Annotated in this window: 16 protein-coding genes; 3 read left to right on the top strand and 13 right to left on the bottom strand. The window is 66.8% G+C overall.

The window, feature by feature from the left end:
* Positions 1–221 precede the first annotated feature (221 nt).
* From ASF06_RS17735 to ASF06_RS17745, 3 genes are read right to left on the bottom strand one after another with little or no spacing between them, the layout of a single operon-like run.
* A complete protein-coding gene (locus tag ASF06_RS17735) occupies positions 222–737 on the bottom strand; it encodes a CinA family protein (protein WP_235501066.1) in 516 nt (171 codons plus the stop codon).
* Positions 734–1324, bottom strand: coding sequence for a CDP-diacylglycerol--glycerol-3-phosphate 3-phosphatidyltransferase (gene pgsA, locus ASF06_RS17740; protein WP_055950196.1), 591 nt, complete (start codon positions 1322–1324; stop codon positions 734–736). Before pgsA ends, ASF06_RS17735 begins: the two co-directional genes overlap by 4 nt.
* Before the next feature lie 6 nt (positions 1325–1330).
* On the bottom strand, positions 1331–4195 hold the full coding sequence (locus ASF06_RS17745) for an FtsK/SpoIIIE family DNA translocase (protein WP_055950199.1): 2865 nt from the start codon (positions 4193–4195) through the stop codon (positions 1331–1333).
* 77 nt (positions 4196–4272) lie between these two features.
* On the opposite strand from ASF06_RS17745, the gene ASF06_RS17750 reads away from it, so the two are divergent.
* Complete coding sequence (locus ASF06_RS17750; protein WP_055950202.1) at positions 4273–4896, top strand: hypothetical protein; 624 nt, start codon at positions 4273–4275, stop codon at positions 4894–4896.
* A 7-nt stretch (positions 4897–4903) separates the two neighbouring features.
* Here ASF06_RS17750 and ASF06_RS17755 read toward each other — a convergent pair whose 3' ends face one another.
* From ASF06_RS17755 to hrcA, 10 genes are all read right to left on the bottom strand, one after another.
* Positions 4904–6580 (bottom strand): ribonuclease J, encoded by a 1677-nt coding sequence (locus tag ASF06_RS17755; protein ID WP_055932047.1) that lies wholly within the window; start codon positions 6578–6580, stop codon positions 4904–4906.
* Positions 6581–6615: 35 nt separating this feature from the next.
* Positions 6616–7593: a 4-hydroxy-tetrahydrodipicolinate synthase gene (gene dapA / locus ASF06_RS17760; RefSeq protein WP_055932044.1), complete on the bottom strand. Its 978-nt coding sequence runs from the start codon at positions 7591–7593 to the stop codon at positions 6616–6618.
* Between the two features lie 48 nt (positions 7594–7641).
* The gene (gene era / locus ASF06_RS17765) at positions 7642–8559 is read right to left on the bottom strand and encodes a GTPase Era (RefSeq protein WP_055950205.1); all 918 of its coding nucleotides are present in this window, start codon (positions 8557–8559) and stop codon (positions 7642–7644) included.
* Entirely contained in the window at positions 8556–9845 is a 1290-nt protein-coding gene (locus ASF06_RS17770; protein WP_055950207.1) for a hemolysin family protein, read from the bottom strand. Before ASF06_RS17770 ends, era begins: the two co-directional genes overlap by 4 nt.
* On the bottom strand, positions 9842–10309 hold the full coding sequence (ybeY, locus tag ASF06_RS17775; protein ID WP_055932033.1) for an rRNA maturation RNase YbeY: 468 nt from the start codon (positions 10307–10309) through the stop codon (positions 9842–9844). Before ybeY ends, ASF06_RS17770 begins: the two co-directional genes overlap by 4 nt.
* On the bottom strand, positions 10306–11289 hold the full coding sequence (locus ASF06_RS17780; RefSeq protein WP_082480284.1) for a PhoH family protein: 984 nt from the start codon (positions 11287–11289) through the stop codon (positions 10306–10308). Before ASF06_RS17780 ends, ybeY begins: the two co-directional genes overlap by 4 nt.
* 46 nt (positions 11290–11335) lie before the next feature.
* A complete protein-coding gene (locus ASF06_RS17785) occupies positions 11336–11698 on the bottom strand; it encodes a histidine triad nucleotide-binding protein (RefSeq protein WP_055932027.1) in 363 nt (120 codons plus the stop codon).
* Positions 11699–11781: 83 nt separating this feature from the next.
* Positions 11782–12522 carry a 16S rRNA (uracil(1498)-N(3))-methyltransferase gene (locus ASF06_RS17790; protein WP_055950212.1) on the bottom strand — a complete coding sequence of 247 codons (741 nt, stop codon included), beginning with the start codon at positions 12520–12522 and terminating at the stop codon, positions 11782–11784.
* 2 nt (positions 12523–12524) lie between these two features.
* A complete protein-coding gene (gene dnaJ, locus ASF06_RS17795; RefSeq protein WP_055932023.1) occupies positions 12525–13631 on the bottom strand; it encodes a molecular chaperone DnaJ in 1107 nt (368 codons plus the stop codon).
* Positions 13632–13727: 96 nt separating this feature from the next.
* Positions 13728–14750, bottom strand: a complete 1023-nt coding sequence (gene hrcA / locus ASF06_RS17800; RefSeq protein ID WP_055950214.1) for a heat-inducible transcriptional repressor HrcA — start codon at positions 14748–14750, stop codon at positions 13728–13730.
* A gap of 180 nt (positions 14751–14930) precedes the next feature.
* Between hrcA and ASF06_RS17805 the strand changes: the two genes are divergently transcribed.
* Both ASF06_RS17805 and ASF06_RS17810 read left to right on the top strand, forming a co-directional pair.
* Positions 14931–15485: a DUF4870 domain-containing protein gene (locus ASF06_RS17805; protein WP_055950217.1), complete on the top strand. Its 555-nt coding sequence runs from the start codon at positions 14931–14933 to the stop codon at positions 15483–15485.
* 96 nt (positions 15486–15581) lie between these two features.
* Entirely contained in the window at positions 15582–15962 is a 381-nt protein-coding gene (locus ASF06_RS17810) for a DUF4870 domain-containing protein (protein WP_082501078.1), read from the top strand.
* Position 15963 lies beyond the last annotated feature (1 nt).

Below are 15963 nucleotides of genomic sequence, written 5' to 3' on the forward strand. Positions count from 1 at the left end.
TCCTTGCTGTTTGTCTTGCGTCAATACGATGCGACCGATCGGACAAAGCCCGACCGGTACTGTCTGAAACTCTAAACGACACTGAACCGTCTTTTCTGTGAATGACATCAGTTGTAACGAGATGGAAATGCCGTTCATTCCCGACTTCGATACCGCATCCGGATAGTTCTTATGAGGAATTCGAGGCGCTCGGGCAGACGGATTGGTTGAACGCCATGAGATCAGGCTTCACCGGAGGGTGTCGCGAGCACCGCGTCGAGCAGTATCCGGATGGCCGCCGCGACGGTCTGCTGCCGCACGGCGTCGCGGTCTCCGTAAAGCTGCAGCCTGTGGGAGGACTCCGCTCCGTCGCTGGCCAGGCCGATGAAGACGGTGCCGGCCTCATGTCCGTCCTGGGCGCCGGGGCCAGCCACCCCCGTGGTCGAAAGCCCCCAATCGGCGGGCTGCTCCCTTCCGAGGCGGTTTCGCGCACCGGATGCCATCTGCACGGCCACGTCGGGATCGACCGGACCACGGGTGGCGAGGAGACGGGCGTCGACGCCGAGCAGCGTGCTCTTGAGGTCGGTGGCGTAGGCGACCACTCCCCCGCGCACAACATGCGATGCGCCCGGGATGCGGATCAGCTCGGCCACCAGGAGACCGCCGGTCAACGACTCGGCCACGGCCACCGTGAGCCGCCGCTCACGGAGCTCCTCGATCAGTCTGCGGGTCTCGTCGGGCCCGGCGGAGTCGGTCACGACGCTGCTCTGGCCGATCTGCTGAGGCGGCGCGCCTGCACGAGGTAGTCGATCCCCGTGATGACCGTGAGCACGAACGCGATCGACATCGTGATGATGTTGACCCAGTCGAACCAGCTGCCGAACAGCGAAGGGAACGGCACGAGGGCGAGCGAGATGGCGATGGACTGGGCCAGCGTCTTGAGCTTTCCCCCGCGCGATGCCGGAATCACCCGGTCGCTGAGGACGGCGAAACGGAACACGGTGATGCCCACCTCGCGCACGAGGATGATCACCGTGACCCACCAGGGAAGCTCGGCCAGGATGGACAGCCCGACGAGGGCAGCGCCCGTGAGCACCTTGTCGGCGATCGGGTCGAGGAGTTTGCCCAGGTCGGTGACCTGGTTGCGGGATCGAGCGATGTGCCCGTCGATGCCGTCGGTCGCGATCGCCACGATGAACAGGGCCGCAGCGGCATAGCGCAGCGGTGTGTCGGCACCGCCGTCGGCCAGCAGCATCCAGAAGAACACCGGCGCCAGCAGGATGCGGACGACCGTGATGATGTTCGGGAGATTCCAGTTGCTCACCCGCGGAGCGGCCTCGGTCACGTTCGTCTACTCTCTGCCGGTCAGGCCCCAGGCATCCTCGTCTGAGTCGCCCTCTTCCTCAGGGTACCGTTCCAGACCTCTCGCCACGGGGTCGTCGGCGTAGGGGTCGTCGGCCGCGCCTGCCGCCGGAGCAGAGGGAGCGAGAGATGCGGCTGCTGCGGGCGCAGCTGCCGCGGGCGCACCACGCAGCATCGCGAGGATCTCGGGCAGCTGCTCGGCGGTCACCAGCACGTCGCGGGCCTTCGAGCCCTCGGACGGGCCGACGATCTCGCGCGACTCCATCAGGTCCATCAGGCGCCCGGCTTTCGCGAAGCCGACCTTGAGTTTGCGCTGGAGCATGGAGGTCGACCCGAACTGGGTGTTCACGACGAGCTCCGCCGCGGCCAGAAGGATCTCGAGGTCGTCGCCGATATCGGCGTCGATGTTCTTCTTGACGGCCTCGACGGCCACGTCGTCACGGTACTCCGGTCGAGCCTGGTGGGTGACGTGCTGAACGACGGTCGCGATCTCGGCCTCGCTCACCCACGCGCCCTGCACCCGGATGGCCTTGGAGGAGCCCATGGGGAGGAAGAGACCGTCGCCCTGGCCGATGAGCTTGTCGGCGCCGGGCTGGTCGAGGATGACCCGCGAATCGGTGACGCTGGTGACCGCGAAGGCCAGCCGGCTCGGCACGTTCGCCTTGATCAGTCCGGTGACGACGTCGACGCTCGGCCGCTGCGTGGCGAGCACGAGGTGGATGCCCGAGGCGCGCGCCAGCTGTGTTATTCGCACGATGGAATCCTCGACGTCGCGGGGAGCCACCATCATCAGGTCGGCGAGCTCGTCGACGACGATGAGCAGGTAGGGGTAGGGCTTCAGCTGCCGGAGGCTGCCCGCAGGAAGGATGATCTCGTTGTTGACGACGGCCTTGTTGAAGTCGTCGATGTGCCTGAAGCCGAAGCTCTCGAGGTCGTCGTACCTCATGTCCATCTCTTTGACCACCCAGGCCAGCGCTTCGGCCGCCTTCTTGGGGTTCGTGATGATGGGTGTGATGAGGTGGGGCACACCCTGGTAGGCGGTGAGCTCGACGCGCTTGGGGTCGATGAGCACCATGCGCACCTCGCTGGGCTTCGCGCGCATCAGGATCGACGTGACCATCGAGTTGACGAAGCTCGACTTTCCGGAACCGGTCGAGCCGGCCACGAGGAGGTGGGGCATCTTGGCCAGGTTCGCCATGACGAACTTTCCTTCGACGTCCTTTCCGACACCGATGGTCATGGGGTGGTTGTCGGACGCGGCCTTCGACGAACGCAGCACGTCGCCCAGCGAGACGATCTCCCGGTCTGTATTGGGAATCTCGACGCCGATGGCACTCTTGCCAGGAATGGGCGAGAGGATGCGCACTTCGTTGCTCGCCACGGCGTACGACAGGTTCTTCGACAGGGCCGTGACCCGCTCGACCTTGACACCGGGGCCCAGTTCGATCTCGTACCGGGTGACCGTGGGGCCTCGCGAGAAGCCGGTCACGGTCGCGTCGACGGAGAACTGCTTCAGCACCTCGGTGATCGCGGCGACGATCTCGTCGTTCGCGGCCGACCGTGCAAGCGACGGTCCGCCCACCTTGAGGCTGGCCGCTGCGGGAAGCCTGTAGTCGGCGGCGGGCGTGTCGATCTCGATGCCGGACCCGACCGAGTCGTCGTCGAGTTCGAGCTCCGGCTGCACGACGCGTACCGGGGGCGGCGGATACGCCGAGGACGATTCGGTGGCCGCGTCGTCGAGGAGGCTCGTCTGCGGAGCGGCGCCCGGTCGGACCTCGCCGGTGAAGCGTCGGACGGCGCGTTCGGCCGCCTTCATGTCGTTGAGAAGTGCGGCCTGCGCGTCGTCGTCGTCGGGGTCTGCCACGCTTGCGGCGCTGGCGAACGGCTCGTCTGACGCCGGAGTGCGATCTTCGACACGGGGCGCCATCGCGGGGGCGTCGAACTCGGGGTCTTCTTCACGCTGGGACGAGTTGCGTCTCCACCAGGGCAGACCGTCGGAGCCGACCTCGCGGGCGGCGAGATCGATCTGTTCGGTCGTCAGCACGTCGGCCTCGGCGGCCTTCGCCGCCTTCTCGGCCTTGGCCGCCTTCTTCGCCTCGCGGTGCTCCGCCTCGTCGGGGAAGGCTGCTCCGAACAGGTAGGCGTACAGCTCGCGGAGCCGCGATCCTATGCGGTTCGGAGGAGTCTTGGTGAGGATGAAGACGCTCAACAGCAGGAGGGCCGAAACGACGATGGTCGCGCCGATGGGCGTGATCAGTGCGACCAGTGGTGCCGCGAGGACCCACCCCAGGATGCCGCCGCCCGTGGCCAGTTGCCCGCCCGACGGATTGGGCTGCCCGCCGTAGATGTGACAGAGCGACGACACCGTGATGAGCATAAGACCCAGCCCGATGCCGATGCGGCCGTTGTTGTGCACGGAGCTGGGATGCCGGAACAGCCAGGCCGCGAGCAGGAGCAGCACCACCGGCAGGGCGTAGGCCACCCGTCCGAACAGCAGCCCGAAGGTCCACGCCTCGACGGCGACGGCCACGGTGTTGGAGACCAGGAACCACTCGACGACCGCGCCGGCGATCGCCAGCAGCACGAGCAGGAACGGCAGTCCGTCGCGCCGCTCGGCTTTGTCGAGTTCTGCCGGAGAGAACGCGCGGAATGCGCCGCCGACGACGTGGGCCATGCCCAGCCAGGCGCGAGTCACGAGACCGGGGCCGCGATCGTCTTTCGCGGCCGGGTTCAGGCGCACGGTCTTCTGGGTCGCCGCAGCGCGCGTGGGCGTCTTTCGTGCGCCCGTGGACGCACCCGCGCGACCGGAGGATGCACCGCGTGCGCGGGAGGTCGACTTGGTACTCGTAGCCATGGTGTCACGCTACCCGGGGGTGCCGACGATCGCCGGTTGCGCGGGCCGGGTGTCTGATTTCGGCGTACCCTCATGCCATGTCGCCTCGCCTCCGTCTCGTGCTGCTCGTTTCGATTCCAGCCCTGGCGTGCGCGCTCATCGGCCTGCTGCATCCGCACCATCTGACGGCTGACACTGCGGCGCGCTGGCAGCTGATGCACCTGGTGCTCATCCCCGTCTTTCCGCTGATCGGCTTCGCCCCGTGGCTGATCGCGCGTCGCACGAGCAGAGCGCTCGGCATCGTCGCCGCCGTGGCCGGCTACGGGTTCGCCACGTTCTACACGTCGCTCGATCTCCTGGCCGGCGTCGCGGCCGGCACGCTCCAGCTGGCCGGCGTGACGGAAGGCAAGGCTCCGGTCTACGAGATCGCCCGCGAGGTCGGCCTCATCGGCGTCGTCTCGCTCGTGATCGCCTGCCTCGCGGCGACGGTCGCGGTCTTCGTGCGGCGACGGCTGCGCGCACTCCCCGGCGGCGTCCTCGCGGTCGCGGGCGCCGTGCTCGTGCAGCCCGGACACATCTACCCGGGTCTCGGAACCCTGGCCATGCTTCTGCTCGCCGCGGGGCTCGTGGCCCTTGCCGTCGAGGTCACACCAACGAGGCGCGCGGCCGATACGCCGGGAACGAACGAGGGCCCGGCGACGATCGCCGGGCCCAACGTGTAGCGGTGCTCTACGCCTCGATGACGAGCGGCACGATCATCGGGCGGCGACGGTACGACGTGTTGACCCAGCGACCGACCGTGCGGCGCACGACCTGCTGCATCGCGTGCTGGTCGTGCATGCCGTTCTTGGATGCCTCGGCCAGGGCCGCGACGATCTTCGGCTTCACATCGTCGAAGACGGACTCGTCTTCGGCGAAGCCCTTCGCGTGGATCTCGGGGCCGACCACGACGCGACCGGTCTGCGCCTCGATCACCACGATGATCGAGATGAAGCCCTCCTCGCCGAGGATGCGACGATCCTTGAGATCGGCGTCCGTGATCTCGCCGACGCTCGAGCCGTCGACGTAGACGAAGCCCAGGTCGTACTGGCCGACGACGGAGGCGACGCCGTCTTTGAGGTCGATGACCGTGCCGTCCTCCGCGATGATCGTGTTCTCTTCGGGGATGCCGGTCTGCTGTGCCAGCTTCGCGTTCGCGACCAGGTGGCGCTGCTCGCCGTGAACGGGCAGCACGTTCTTGGGCTTCAGGATGTTGTAGCAGTAGAGCAGCTCGCCGGCGGCCGCGTGACCGGAGACGTGCACCTTCGCGTTGCCCTTGTGCACCACGTTGGCGCCGAGCTTCATGAGTCCGTTGATGATGCGGTAGACGGCGTTCTCGTTGCCGGGGATCAGGCTCGAGGCGAGGATGACGGTGTCGTTCTCGCCGATCTCGACCTGGTGCTCGCCGTTCGCCATGCGGCTGAGCACGGCCATCGGCTCACCCTGCGAGCCCGTGGACATGTAGACGATCTTGTTGTCGGGGATGTCCCCGGCCTTCTTGAAGTCGATGAGCACGTTCTCGGGCACCCGCAGGTATCCGAGCTCGGCCGCGATCTGCATGTTGCGCACCATCGACCGACCCAGGAGGGCGACCCGACGGCCGTTGTTGTGCGCGGCATCCAGAACCTGCTGCACGCGGTGCACATGCGAGGAGAAGCTGGCCACGACGACCCGGCGCGGAGCGCGGCGGATGACGTCGTCGAGCACGGGACCGATGGAGCGCTCGAGCGCCGTGAATCCCGGCACGTCGGCGTTGGTGGAGTCGACCAGGAAGAGGTCGACGCCCTCTTCGCCGAGACGGGCGAACGCACGGAGGTCGGTGAGCCGGTTGTCGAGCGGCAGCTGGTCCATCTTGAAGTCGCCCGTGTGCAGGACGGTGCCTGCGACCGTCTTGATTGCTACGGCCAAGGCATCGGGGATGGAGTGGTTGACGGCGACGAACTCGAGCTCGAACGGCCCGAACTGCTCGATCTGGCCCTCGGCGACGGTCAGCGTGTAGGGCTTGATGCGGTGCTCTTTGAGCTTCGCCTCGATGAGCGCGAGCGTGAGGCCCGAGCCGATGAGGGGGATGTCGCGCTTCAGGCGCAGCAGATAGGGCACGGCGCCGATGTGATCTTCGTGACCGTGTGTGAGCACGATGCCGAGGACGTCGTCGAGTCGATCGCGCACGATCGAGAAGTCGGGGAGGATCAGGTCGACCCCGGGCTGATGCTCTTCGGGGAAGAGCACGCCGCAGTCGACGATCAGCAGCTTGCCGTTGATCTCGAAGACGGTCATGTTGCGGCCGATCTCGCCGAGGCCACCGACCGGAATGATCCGGAGGGTGTCAGGGGCGAGGGCGCGCGGTTCGTATGCGATGTTGGGCATGTGCCCTCCTAGCTCGTGGTGCCGACCCCGAAGGGTCAGCGTGTTGTGCCCGCGACCTTCGGCAGTGCGCCGCCGGCGGCGGCATTGCGGTCGGGGCGGAAGTTGGTGAAGTCGATCGAGGGGATTCCCTTGACCAAGTCGATCTCGTTCTCGATCTGCGCGGCTTCCCACTCCTCGGGACCGACGAGCGGCAGTCGTACCCGGGGACTCGAGATGCGGCCGAGACCGTGCAGGATGTACTTGGCCGCTACGGTGCCCGGAACGTGGGTCATGACGGCGCGCACGAGCGGCTCGAGCGCCTGGTGCGCCGCTGTCGCCGTGGCGAGGTCGCCGGCGTTGACCGCGTCGACCATGACCCGGTACGGACCCGAGGCGATGTTGTTCGTGACCCCGATGAGCCCGGTCGCGCCGATGGAGAGATGCGGCAGCACGTTGGCGTCGTCGCCGGAGAAGTACATGAGGTCGGTCTGGTTGATGACCCTGCTCACCTCGCTGAAGTCGCCCTTGGCGTCTTTGATCGCGAGGATGTTCGGGTGCTTGGCGAGGCGGAGGATCGTCTCGTACTTGATCGGCACGCCGGTGCGGCCCGGAATGTCGTAGAGGATGACCGGGAGGTCGGTCGAGTCCGCGATCATACGGAAGTGCGTGAGGAGCCCGGCCTGGGTGGGCTTGTTGTAGTAGGGCGTGACGACGAGGTTGCCGTCGGCGCCGGCCTTCTCGCTCTGGCGGGCGAGCTGCATGGCATGGGCCGTCTCGTTCGATCCGCCGCCGGTGAGCACCTTCGCCCGACCGGCCGAAACGGACTTCGCGACCTGCACGAGCTGCAGCTTCTCGGCGTCGGTGAGCGTCGAGGTCTCCCCCGTCGTTCCCGACACCACGATGCCGTCTGCTCCATGGCTGATGACGTTGTCGATGTGCTTCTCGACACTGGGCCAGTCGACCTCGCCATCGGCGGTGAACGGGGTGACGAGGGCCACGAGCACCTGGCCGAACGGATTCTCTTTCGTTATCACGGGTTACAGGCTACCGGTCGCGTCGGCATACGCGCCGACAGGGAGTGCTCAGAATCCGAGCCGCCCGAGCTGCTTCGGATCGCGCTGCCAGTCTTTGGCGACCTTGACACGCAGGCTGAGGAAGACCTGCTTGCCGATCAGGGGTTCGATCTGCTCGCGGGCGGTGGCGCCCACCGCGCCGAGCCGTGACCCGCCCTTGCCGATGATGATGGCCTTCTGGCTGTCGCGTTCGACGAACACGTTGGCGTAGATCTCGACCAGCTCGCGGTCGTCGCGCTCGATGATGTCGTCGATGGTCACGGCGAGCGAGTGCGGCAGTTCGTCGTGCACCCCCTCGAGCGCGGCCTCCCGGATGAGCTCGGAGATGCGCGCTTCGAGCCCCTCGTCGGTGGTCTGTTCAGCCGGGTACAGCTGGGGAGAGACGGGAAGGAGGCGGATGAGCTCGGTCGAGAGGGTGTCGAGCTGGATGCGACTCTGGGCCGACAGGGGAACCACGGCCTCCCAGTCGCGCAGTTCCGACACGGCAAGAAGCTGTTCGGCCACCGCGGGCCGCGAGGCCGCATCGATCTTCGTCACGATCGCGACCTTCTTGGCCTTGGGAAAGCTGTCGAGCTGCTCGTTGATGAAGCGGTCGCCAGGGCCGAGCTTCTCGTTGGCCGGAATGCAGAACCCGATGACGTCGACGTCGCCCAGGGTGGTCTGCACGATCGCGTTGAGCCGCTCGCCCAAGAGCGTGCGCGGTCGGTGCATGCCCGGTGTGTCGACGAGGATCAGCTGTCCATCTTCGCGATGCACGATGCCGCGGATGGCGCGACGCGTCGTCTGCGGCTTGGAGGACGTGATCGCCACCTTCTCGCCCACGAGGGCGTTCGTCAGGGTCGACTTTCCCACGTTGGGACGACCGACGAACGAGACGAATCCCGCCCGGAAGTCGCGTGTCGGGCTGTCGGTGCCGGGGTCGGTCACTCGGGTCCTCTCTCTGAGACGAGCGGCTGCGCCGACTGGTCTCGCTGCACCAGGACGGTGCTGATTCGTTTGCGGCGGCCTTCGGTGCGTTCGGCGGTGAGGACGAGGCCCGACGTCGTGACCTGGGAGCCGCTCGAGGGCAGGCGCCCGAGCTCCTTCGACAGGAGCCCTCCCACGGAGTCGACGTCGTCATCGTCGAGCTCGAGGTCGAAGAGTTCGCCGAGCTCGTCGACGGGGAGACGCGCGCTGACGCGATAGACGCCTTCCGACACGTTCTCCACCTCCACGATCTCTCGGTCGTACTCGTCGGAGATGTCTCCGACCAATTCCTCGATCAAGTCCTCGAGGGTCACAAGACCGGCGATTCCGCCGTACTCATCCACAACCATGGCGAGGTGATTGGAGTCGAGCTGCATCTGTCGCAGCGTGTCGTCAACTTTTTTCGACTCGGGAACGAAGAGGGCAGGGCGCGCGAGCTTGCCGACGGTGCGCTTGTCGAGCGCGGCGGGCTTCTCGTAGGCGAGACGCGCCACATCGCGCAGATACAGGATGCCGACGATCTCGTCGACGTCATCGGCGACGACGGGCATACGGGACACTCCGGTGCTGAGGAAGAGCCCCATGCCCTGGCCCACGGTGGCCGTGGCGTCGACCGTGACCATGTCGGTTCGCGGGATCATGACCTCGCGCACGACGGTGTCGCTGAAGTCGATGATCGAATGGATGAGCTCCCTGTCCTCCTCCTCGAGCACATCGAGCTCGGTCGCCTCGTCGACCATGCTGAGAAGCTGCTGCTCGGAGGTGAACGCGGCGGAACGGGGACGCCCGGGAGTGACGCGATTGCCGAACGCCACGAGCGCGCCCGCGATGGGGCCGAGCACGACCCGCAGGCTGTGCACGAGCAGAGCTGTGAGTCCCACAACCGCCTGGGGGTGCGCCCTGCCCACGCTGCGCGGGCTCGACCCCACGAGCACGAACGACACGACGGTCATGATGAGCGCGGCGAACAGAAGAACGAGCCACGGACCTTCGATCCACACCGACAGCACGATGGTCACCAGCACTGCGGCGGTCGTCTCGGAGACGACACGGGCGAAGTTGACCACGTTCATGTGGGGGCTGGGGTCTGCTGCGATCGCGCGGAGCGACCTCTTCGCCCGGTACTTCTCGGCGAGTTCGGCGATATCGGCGCGCGACAGCACGACGAGGGCCGCGTCCGTCGCGGCGAACAGCCCGCCCAAGGCCACGAGCATGAATGCCGCGACCAGGAAGAGTGCTGTGATCATGTACGGCGGCGGCGCTCAGTGGCCGCGAACCCGGTGAGGATGTCTCGCTGCAGACCGAACATCTCCTTCTCCTCGTCGGGTTCGGCGTGGTCGAAGCCGAGGAGGTGGAGAACACCGTGGGCTGTCAGGAGCTGGAGCTCGTCGAGAGTGGAGTGACCCGCGCCGACCGCCTGCACCTCCGCCACCTGGGGGCACAGCACGATGTCGCCGAGCAGGCCGGGAGGGGTGGGGGCGTCCTCTGTTCCCGGGCGCAACTCGTCCATAGGGAAGCTCAGGACGTCTGTCGGACCCGGCTCGTCCATCCACTGCACGTGGAGCTGCTCCATGGCAGCCTCGTCGACGAGCACGATCGCCAGTTCGGCATCGGGGTGCACGTGCAGCTGGTCGAGCGCGTAGGTCGCGAGCCTCAGGATCGCCGTCTCATCGACTTCGATCGCGGACTCGTTGTTGATCTCGATCGTCATCGCTGCTTCTTATACCTTTGGTCTCGCTCGGAGGCGCCGATCTTCTCGCCGGCCTTCCGTGCCATCTGGATCTGGTCGTACTTCGTGTAGGCGTCGACGATCTGACCCACGAGGGTGTGTCGGACGACGTCGGCGCTCGTCATGGTGGCGAAATGAATGTCGTCGATGTCGCCGAGCACCCGGGTGACGAGCTGCAACCCGCTCGTTCCGACCGGGAGGTCGACCTGGGTGATGTCGCCGGTGATCACCATGCGCGACCCGAACCCGAGTCGCGTGAGGAACATCTTCATCTGCTCGGGGCTCGTGTTCTGAGCCTCGTCGAGCACGATGAACGAGTCGTTCAGCGTTCGGCCGCGCATGTAGGCGAGGGGGGCGACCTCGATCGTGCCGGCGGCCAGAAGCTTCGGAACGACCTCGGGATCGAGCATCTCGTTCAGGGCGTCGTAGAGAGGGCGCAGGTAGGGATCGATCTTGTCTGTGAGCGTTCCGGGCAGGTAGCCGAGGCGCTCCCCCGCCTCGACGGCCGGCCGCGTGAGGATGATGCGGTTGACCTCTTTGCGCTGCAGGGCCTGAACGGCCTTGGCCATGGCCAGGTACGTCTTGCCCGTGCCGGCCGGGCCGATGCCGAAGACGATGGTGTTGAGGTCGATCGCGTCGACGTATGCCTTCTGGCCGGCGGTCTTGGGCCGGATGCTCTTGCCCCGCGTCGAGAGGATGGCCTGGCCGAGCAGGTCGACAGGGCTCGCGGTCTTGTCGGCGTCGAGGATCGCTGCGCTCGACGTGACTTCGGTGGAGGTCAAATCTTGTCCGTTCTTGATCATCACGAGGAGTTCGTCGACGAGGCGTCGGGCCGATTCGACCTCGTCTGCGTCATCGCCGGTGAGGGTGACCTCATTGCCGCGCACATGCACGTCGACGCCCGGATACTGCTTCTCGATCGTCGACAGGAGTCGGTCTTGCGGACCGAGCAGGCGCACCATGGCGATGCCGTCGATGAAGAGTCTGGCCTCGCCCGGTGTGGAATTCTCAGCCGTCGGCAAGGGAGTCCTCTCCGAGCCCGCCCGCGAGAACGTGCGCGTGCACGTGGAACACGGTCTGGCCCGCTGCCTCACCGGTGTTGAAGACCAGCCTGAACTCGCCGCCCGCGCGCTCGTCGGCGATGCGGGATGCGAGTGCCACGACCTCTGCGAGCAGGGCCGGGTCGCCCTCGGCCAGTTCGACGACGTTGCGGTACGCCTCGGTCTTCGGAACCACGAGAACGTGCACGGGCGCCTTGGGGGCGATGTCTTCGAAGGCGATCACGGTGTCGGTCTCGGCCACGATGGTGGCAGGGATCTCGCGCGCGACGATGCGCGAGAAGATCGAAGGCGAGTCGGCTGTGGGTGACATGCCTCTATCTTAAGAGCGCGAAGCCCGCCGTCGCGGGTGCCGACCGGCACGTTCGCTCTCGGCACAGTCCACCCGCAGGCCGGTCACCAGCGCTTCAGTCTCACGTTGAGCACGGCGAGCGCGGATGGGCCGGCCGTGGAGGTGCGCAGGATCTCGCCGCCGAGGCGCACCCGGATGGCGCCCTGGCGCTCGAAGAGGTCGAGCTCGTGGGGGGCGATGCCGCCTTCGGGACCGACCACGAGAACGAGGATGCGCGCATCCGGCGGCAGCACGACCTCGGACAGGCGCGCCTCGGCCGTGGGATCGAGCACGAGAACTGTGGCGTCCTCGGCCAGCCGGGCGAGCTGCTTGGTGGTCATGTGCTGCTCGACGGACGGCACCCACGACCGGATCGACTGTTTCGCCGCCTCGCGCACGATCGCGCCCCAGCGCTCCATGCCCTTGGCGATCTTCGCGCCGGACCACTTCGAGATCGAGCGCTCCGCGGCCCAGGGTATGACTCCGGAGACGCCGAGTTCGGTCGCGGCCTGCACGGCGAGCTCGTCTCGATCGCCCTTGGCGAGCGCCTGGGCGAGCCAGACCTCGGGAACCGGAGCCTCCTCACGGGCCGCCGACTCGACCCGGATCTCGAGCGCTCCCGCCTCGACGGCCGTGATCGGGCCACGAACCACGAGCCCGGCGCCGTCTCCGATCGAGATGACCTCTCCGACGCGGAGACGATTCACGGTCACGGCATGCCGCGCCTCCGGACCCGCCAGCGCCACGCCGTCGCCGACCGCGTGCGGCACGGCAGCCAGGTCGGAGCGGAGGAAGAGCGAACTCATGCTCAGACGTTGAGGAAGCGGTCGCGCAGCTTGGCGAACAGACCCTGCTGGAAGTGCCCGAGGTTGGGAGCCGGGTACTTGTGGGCCTGGGCGAGCTGCTTCATGAGCTCCTTCTGCTTGTGATCGAGCTTGGTCGGTGTGGTGACCTGCACGCCGATCTTCAGGTCTCCCCTGCCCTGCCCGCGCAGATGCGTTATGCCGCGGCCCTTGACCGTGATGATCTCAGCGCTCTGGATGCCGGGCTTGATCTCCACCTCGATGTCGCCGTCGAGCGCCGTGACCGTCGACGTGGTGCCGAGCACCGCATCCCACATGAACACCTCGAGCGTGCAGAGGATGTCGTCGCCGTTGCGGCTGAAGACATCGTGGTGGCGCACCTTCATCTCGAGGTACAGGTCGCCGTTCGGGCCGCCCGCCGGGCCGACCTCTCCCTGGCCGATGAGCTGCAGCCGCAGACCCGTGTCGACGCCGGCGGGGATGTCGACGGGAATCGACCGCCGGGCGCGCACGCGACCCTGGCCCTGGCAGGTGACGCAGGGCGCGGGGATGACGGTGCCGTAGCCGCGGCAGGTTCCGCAGGGTGCGCTCGTCATGACGTTGCCGAGCAGCGAGCGCACTGCCCGCTGGATCTGGCCGCTGCCGCCGCAGATGTCGCAGGTGACGGGAGACGTGCCGGGCTGGCAGCACGACCCGTTGCAGGTCTCGCAGACCACGGCCGTATCGACCTCGAGGTCGCGGTGCGTTCCGAAGATGACCTCGCCGAGGTCGATCTCGACCCGGAGCAGCGCGTCCTGGCCGCGTTCCTCACGGGACTTCGGACCCCGCGAGCCGCCCTGTGCTCCGAAGAAGGTCTCGAAGATGTCACCGAAGCCGCCGAAACCGCCGGCGCCGCCCGGGAAGCCCTGCTGGGGGCCGCGGTCGTAGTCGCGCCGCTGGCCGGGGTCGCTGAGCACGTCGTAGGCGTGGGTGACCGCCTTGAACTTCTCCTCAGCATCCGGCGCCGAGTTGACGTCGGGGTGCAGCTCTCGGGCAAGCCGTCGATAGGCCTTCTTGATCTCTTCGGGCGTGGCGCTCTTGTCCACACCCAGCACGTCGTAATGGTCAGCCACGCGGGCGTCTCCTTATGATTCGGGATTCGCTGGCCGTGGGACGGCAGCGTTCTGTCGGATCGGGTCGTCGCCGGATCGGCGCGAGAAAGTACAGGATCAACTCTCCCCGAGTGCTCGGGAGAGATATCGGGCCACCGCGCGCACCGCGGCGATGTTGCTCGAGTAGTCCATTCGTGTCGGGCCGAGCACACCGAGGTGGGCGAGCGATCCGCCCTGCGCGCTGTACCCGCTCGCCAGGATGGACGTCTCGCCCAGCCCGAACGGAGCGTTCTCACGGCCGATGCTCACGGATACGCCGCGCTGGTCGGCCTCGAGCTCGCTGAACAGCCGAAGCAGCACGACCTGCTCCTCGACCGCTTCGAGCACGGGCAGGATGCTTCCGTGGAAGTCGTTCTCGGTGCGCACGAGGTTGGATGCCCCGGCGATCACGAGCTTGTCGTGTCGCGTGGCCGCCACATGCTCGGCGATCGCCGCGACGATGACCCGCACCACGGGCATCCGGGACGCGGCGAACATACCGGGGATGTCTGCGAGCCGGGCCGCCGCCTCGACGACGCCGACGCCCGCGAGCGCCGTGTTGAGCTTGGCCCGGATCTCGCCGATGAAGTCGACGTCGACCTCGCCGGGCACATCGACGACCCGCTGGTCAACGTGGCCGGAGTCGGTGATCACGACGAGAAGCAGCTTCTGCGGGGCGAGGGCCACCACCTCGAGATGACGGAAACGGGCCTGCTGCAGCGACGGGTACTGCACCATGGCGACCTGCCGGGTGAGCTGGGAGAGGAGGCGCACGGTGCGCGCCAGCACGTCGTCGAGGTCGGCGGACTCGCCGAGGAACGTCTCGATGGCCTGCCGCTGAGCCGGGGTGAGCGGTTTCAGATCGGCGAGGTGGTCGACGAAGAGCCGGTATCCCTTGTCGGTGGGGATACGGCCCGACGAGGTGTGCGGGGCGGTGATCAGCTCTTCTTCTTCGAGGAGGGCCATGTCATTGCGGATGGTCGCGGCCGAGACGCCGAAGGAGTGCCGGTCGACGATCGACTTCGACCCGACAGGCTCGCGTGAGGCCACATAATCTTGCACGATGACGCGGAGCACTTCGAGGCTGCGGTCCGAGACCATGTCGTCACCTCTCTCTCGTCTGCACATCGATCACCCGCACAGGCCCGCGAACGATTGGCACTCCGAGATCCTGAGTGCCAATTATATCTCGCCCACAGAGCATGGGGATCATTGCCCGCCGAACCCGTTCCGCAGTATCTTGTGCTGAAGCCCACATCCAGTGACGAAAGGCCGCGACTCATGTCCGATCCCAACTCGACGCCGCAGAACAATCCGGGCTCGGGCGAGCCGACACCTCCCCCGTACACCCCACCGGCAGGGCAGGTGCCGCCTGACTTCGGAACACCGGCCGGCGGCTCCGTTCCACCGCAGTACGGTTCGCCGTCCGCAGGCCAGACGCCGCCTCCCGGCTACACGCCGCAGCCGGCCGCGGCGCCGGGCGCACCGCTGAGCCAGTCCGACGACAAGCTGTGGGCCTCGCTTGCGCACTTCGGTGGCGTGCTGAGCTTCATCCCTCCCCTCATCATCTGGCTGGTCTTCAAAGACCGTGGCCCCCTGGTCAACCAGGAGGGCAAGGAGTCGCTCAACTACCAGATCACGATCGCGATCGCGTGGGTGGCATATTCCATCGTCGCCGTGATCCTCGGCTTCATTCCTATCCTCGGTGGCATCATCGTGACTCTCCTCTGGCTCGCCGTGCTGGCCGCCCAGGTGGTCTTCCCCATCATCGGCGGCGTCAAGGTCAACGGTGGCGGCACGTACCGGTACCCGTTCGCCATCCGACTCATCAAGTAATCCCCCGTCAAGTAATCCCCCATCACATAGCCCGTTCAGCACTGAGCGCCGGTCGACACCTCGTGTCGGCCGGCGCTTCTTGGTTTAATGGGTGACATGACTGCAGCCCCGCCTCCGTTCGAGACCGCATACCAGCCCCAGCCGCCGATGACGCCGCAGGATCAGCGCCTCTGGTCGACGCTCATCCACCTAGGAGGAATCCTGTTCGGATTCCTGCCCGCGCTCGTGGGATACCTCGTGTTGAAGAGCCGGGGCGAGTTCATCCGGCAGCACACCCTCGAGGAGTTGAACTTCCAGATCTCCCTGGCCATCTACATGGCGGCCCTCGTGCTCATCGGCATTCCCACGTTCTTCATCGGCACGATCCTCGCCGTGCCGCTGGGAATCGCTGCGATCATCTTCATGATCATCGCCGCCGTCAAGTCGAACGCGGGCGAGTTCTACCGCTACCCGCTGATCTTCCGCTTCGTCAAGTAGC

It is taken from the genome of Agreia sp. Leaf244 (genome assembly GCF_001422695.1).
Taxonomy (GTDB): domain Bacteria; phylum Actinomycetota; class Actinomycetes; order Actinomycetales; family Microbacteriaceae; genus Agreia.

Coding starts and splice junctions, on each gene's coding strand:
- ASF06_RS17745 (WP_055950199.1), bottom strand. CDS start 4,195: ATGGCTACGAGTACCAAGTCGACCTCCCGCGCACGCGGTGCATCCTCC.
- ASF06_RS17750 (WP_055950202.1), top strand. CDS start 4,273: ATGTCGCCTCGCCTCCGTCTCGTGCTGCTCGTTTCGATTCCAGCCCTG.
- ASF06_RS17755 (WP_055932047.1), bottom strand. CDS start 6,580: ATGCCCAACATCGCATACGAACCGCGCGCCCTCGCCCCTGACACCCTC.
- ASF06_RS17770 (WP_055950207.1), bottom strand. CDS start 9,845: ATGATCACAGCACTCTTCCTGGTCGCGGCATTCATGCTCGTGGCCTTG.
- ybeY (WP_055932033.1), bottom strand. CDS start 10,309: ATGACGATCGAGATCAACAACGAGTCCGCGATCGAAGTCGATGAGACG.
- ASF06_RS17780 (WP_082480284.1), bottom strand. CDS start 11,289: ATGGTGCGCCTGCTCGGTCCGCAAGACCGACTCCTGTCGACGATCGAG.
- ASF06_RS17785 (WP_055932027.1), bottom strand. CDS start 11,698: ATGTCACCCACAGCCGACTCGCCTTCGATCTTCTCGCGCATCGTCGCG.
- ASF06_RS17790 (WP_055950212.1), bottom strand. CDS start 12,522: ATGAGTTCGCTCTTCCTCCGCTCCGACCTGGCTGCCGTGCCGCACGCG.
- hrcA (WP_055950214.1), bottom strand. CDS start 14,750: ATGGTCTCGGACCGCAGCCTCGAAGTGCTCCGCGTCATCGTGCAAGAT.
- ASF06_RS17805 (WP_055950217.1), top strand. CDS start 14,931: ATGTCCGATCCCAACTCGACGCCGCAGAACAATCCGGGCTCGGGCGAG.
- ASF06_RS17810 (WP_082501078.1), top strand. CDS start 15,582: ATGACTGCAGCCCCGCCTCCGTTCGAGACCGCATACCAGCCCCAGCCG.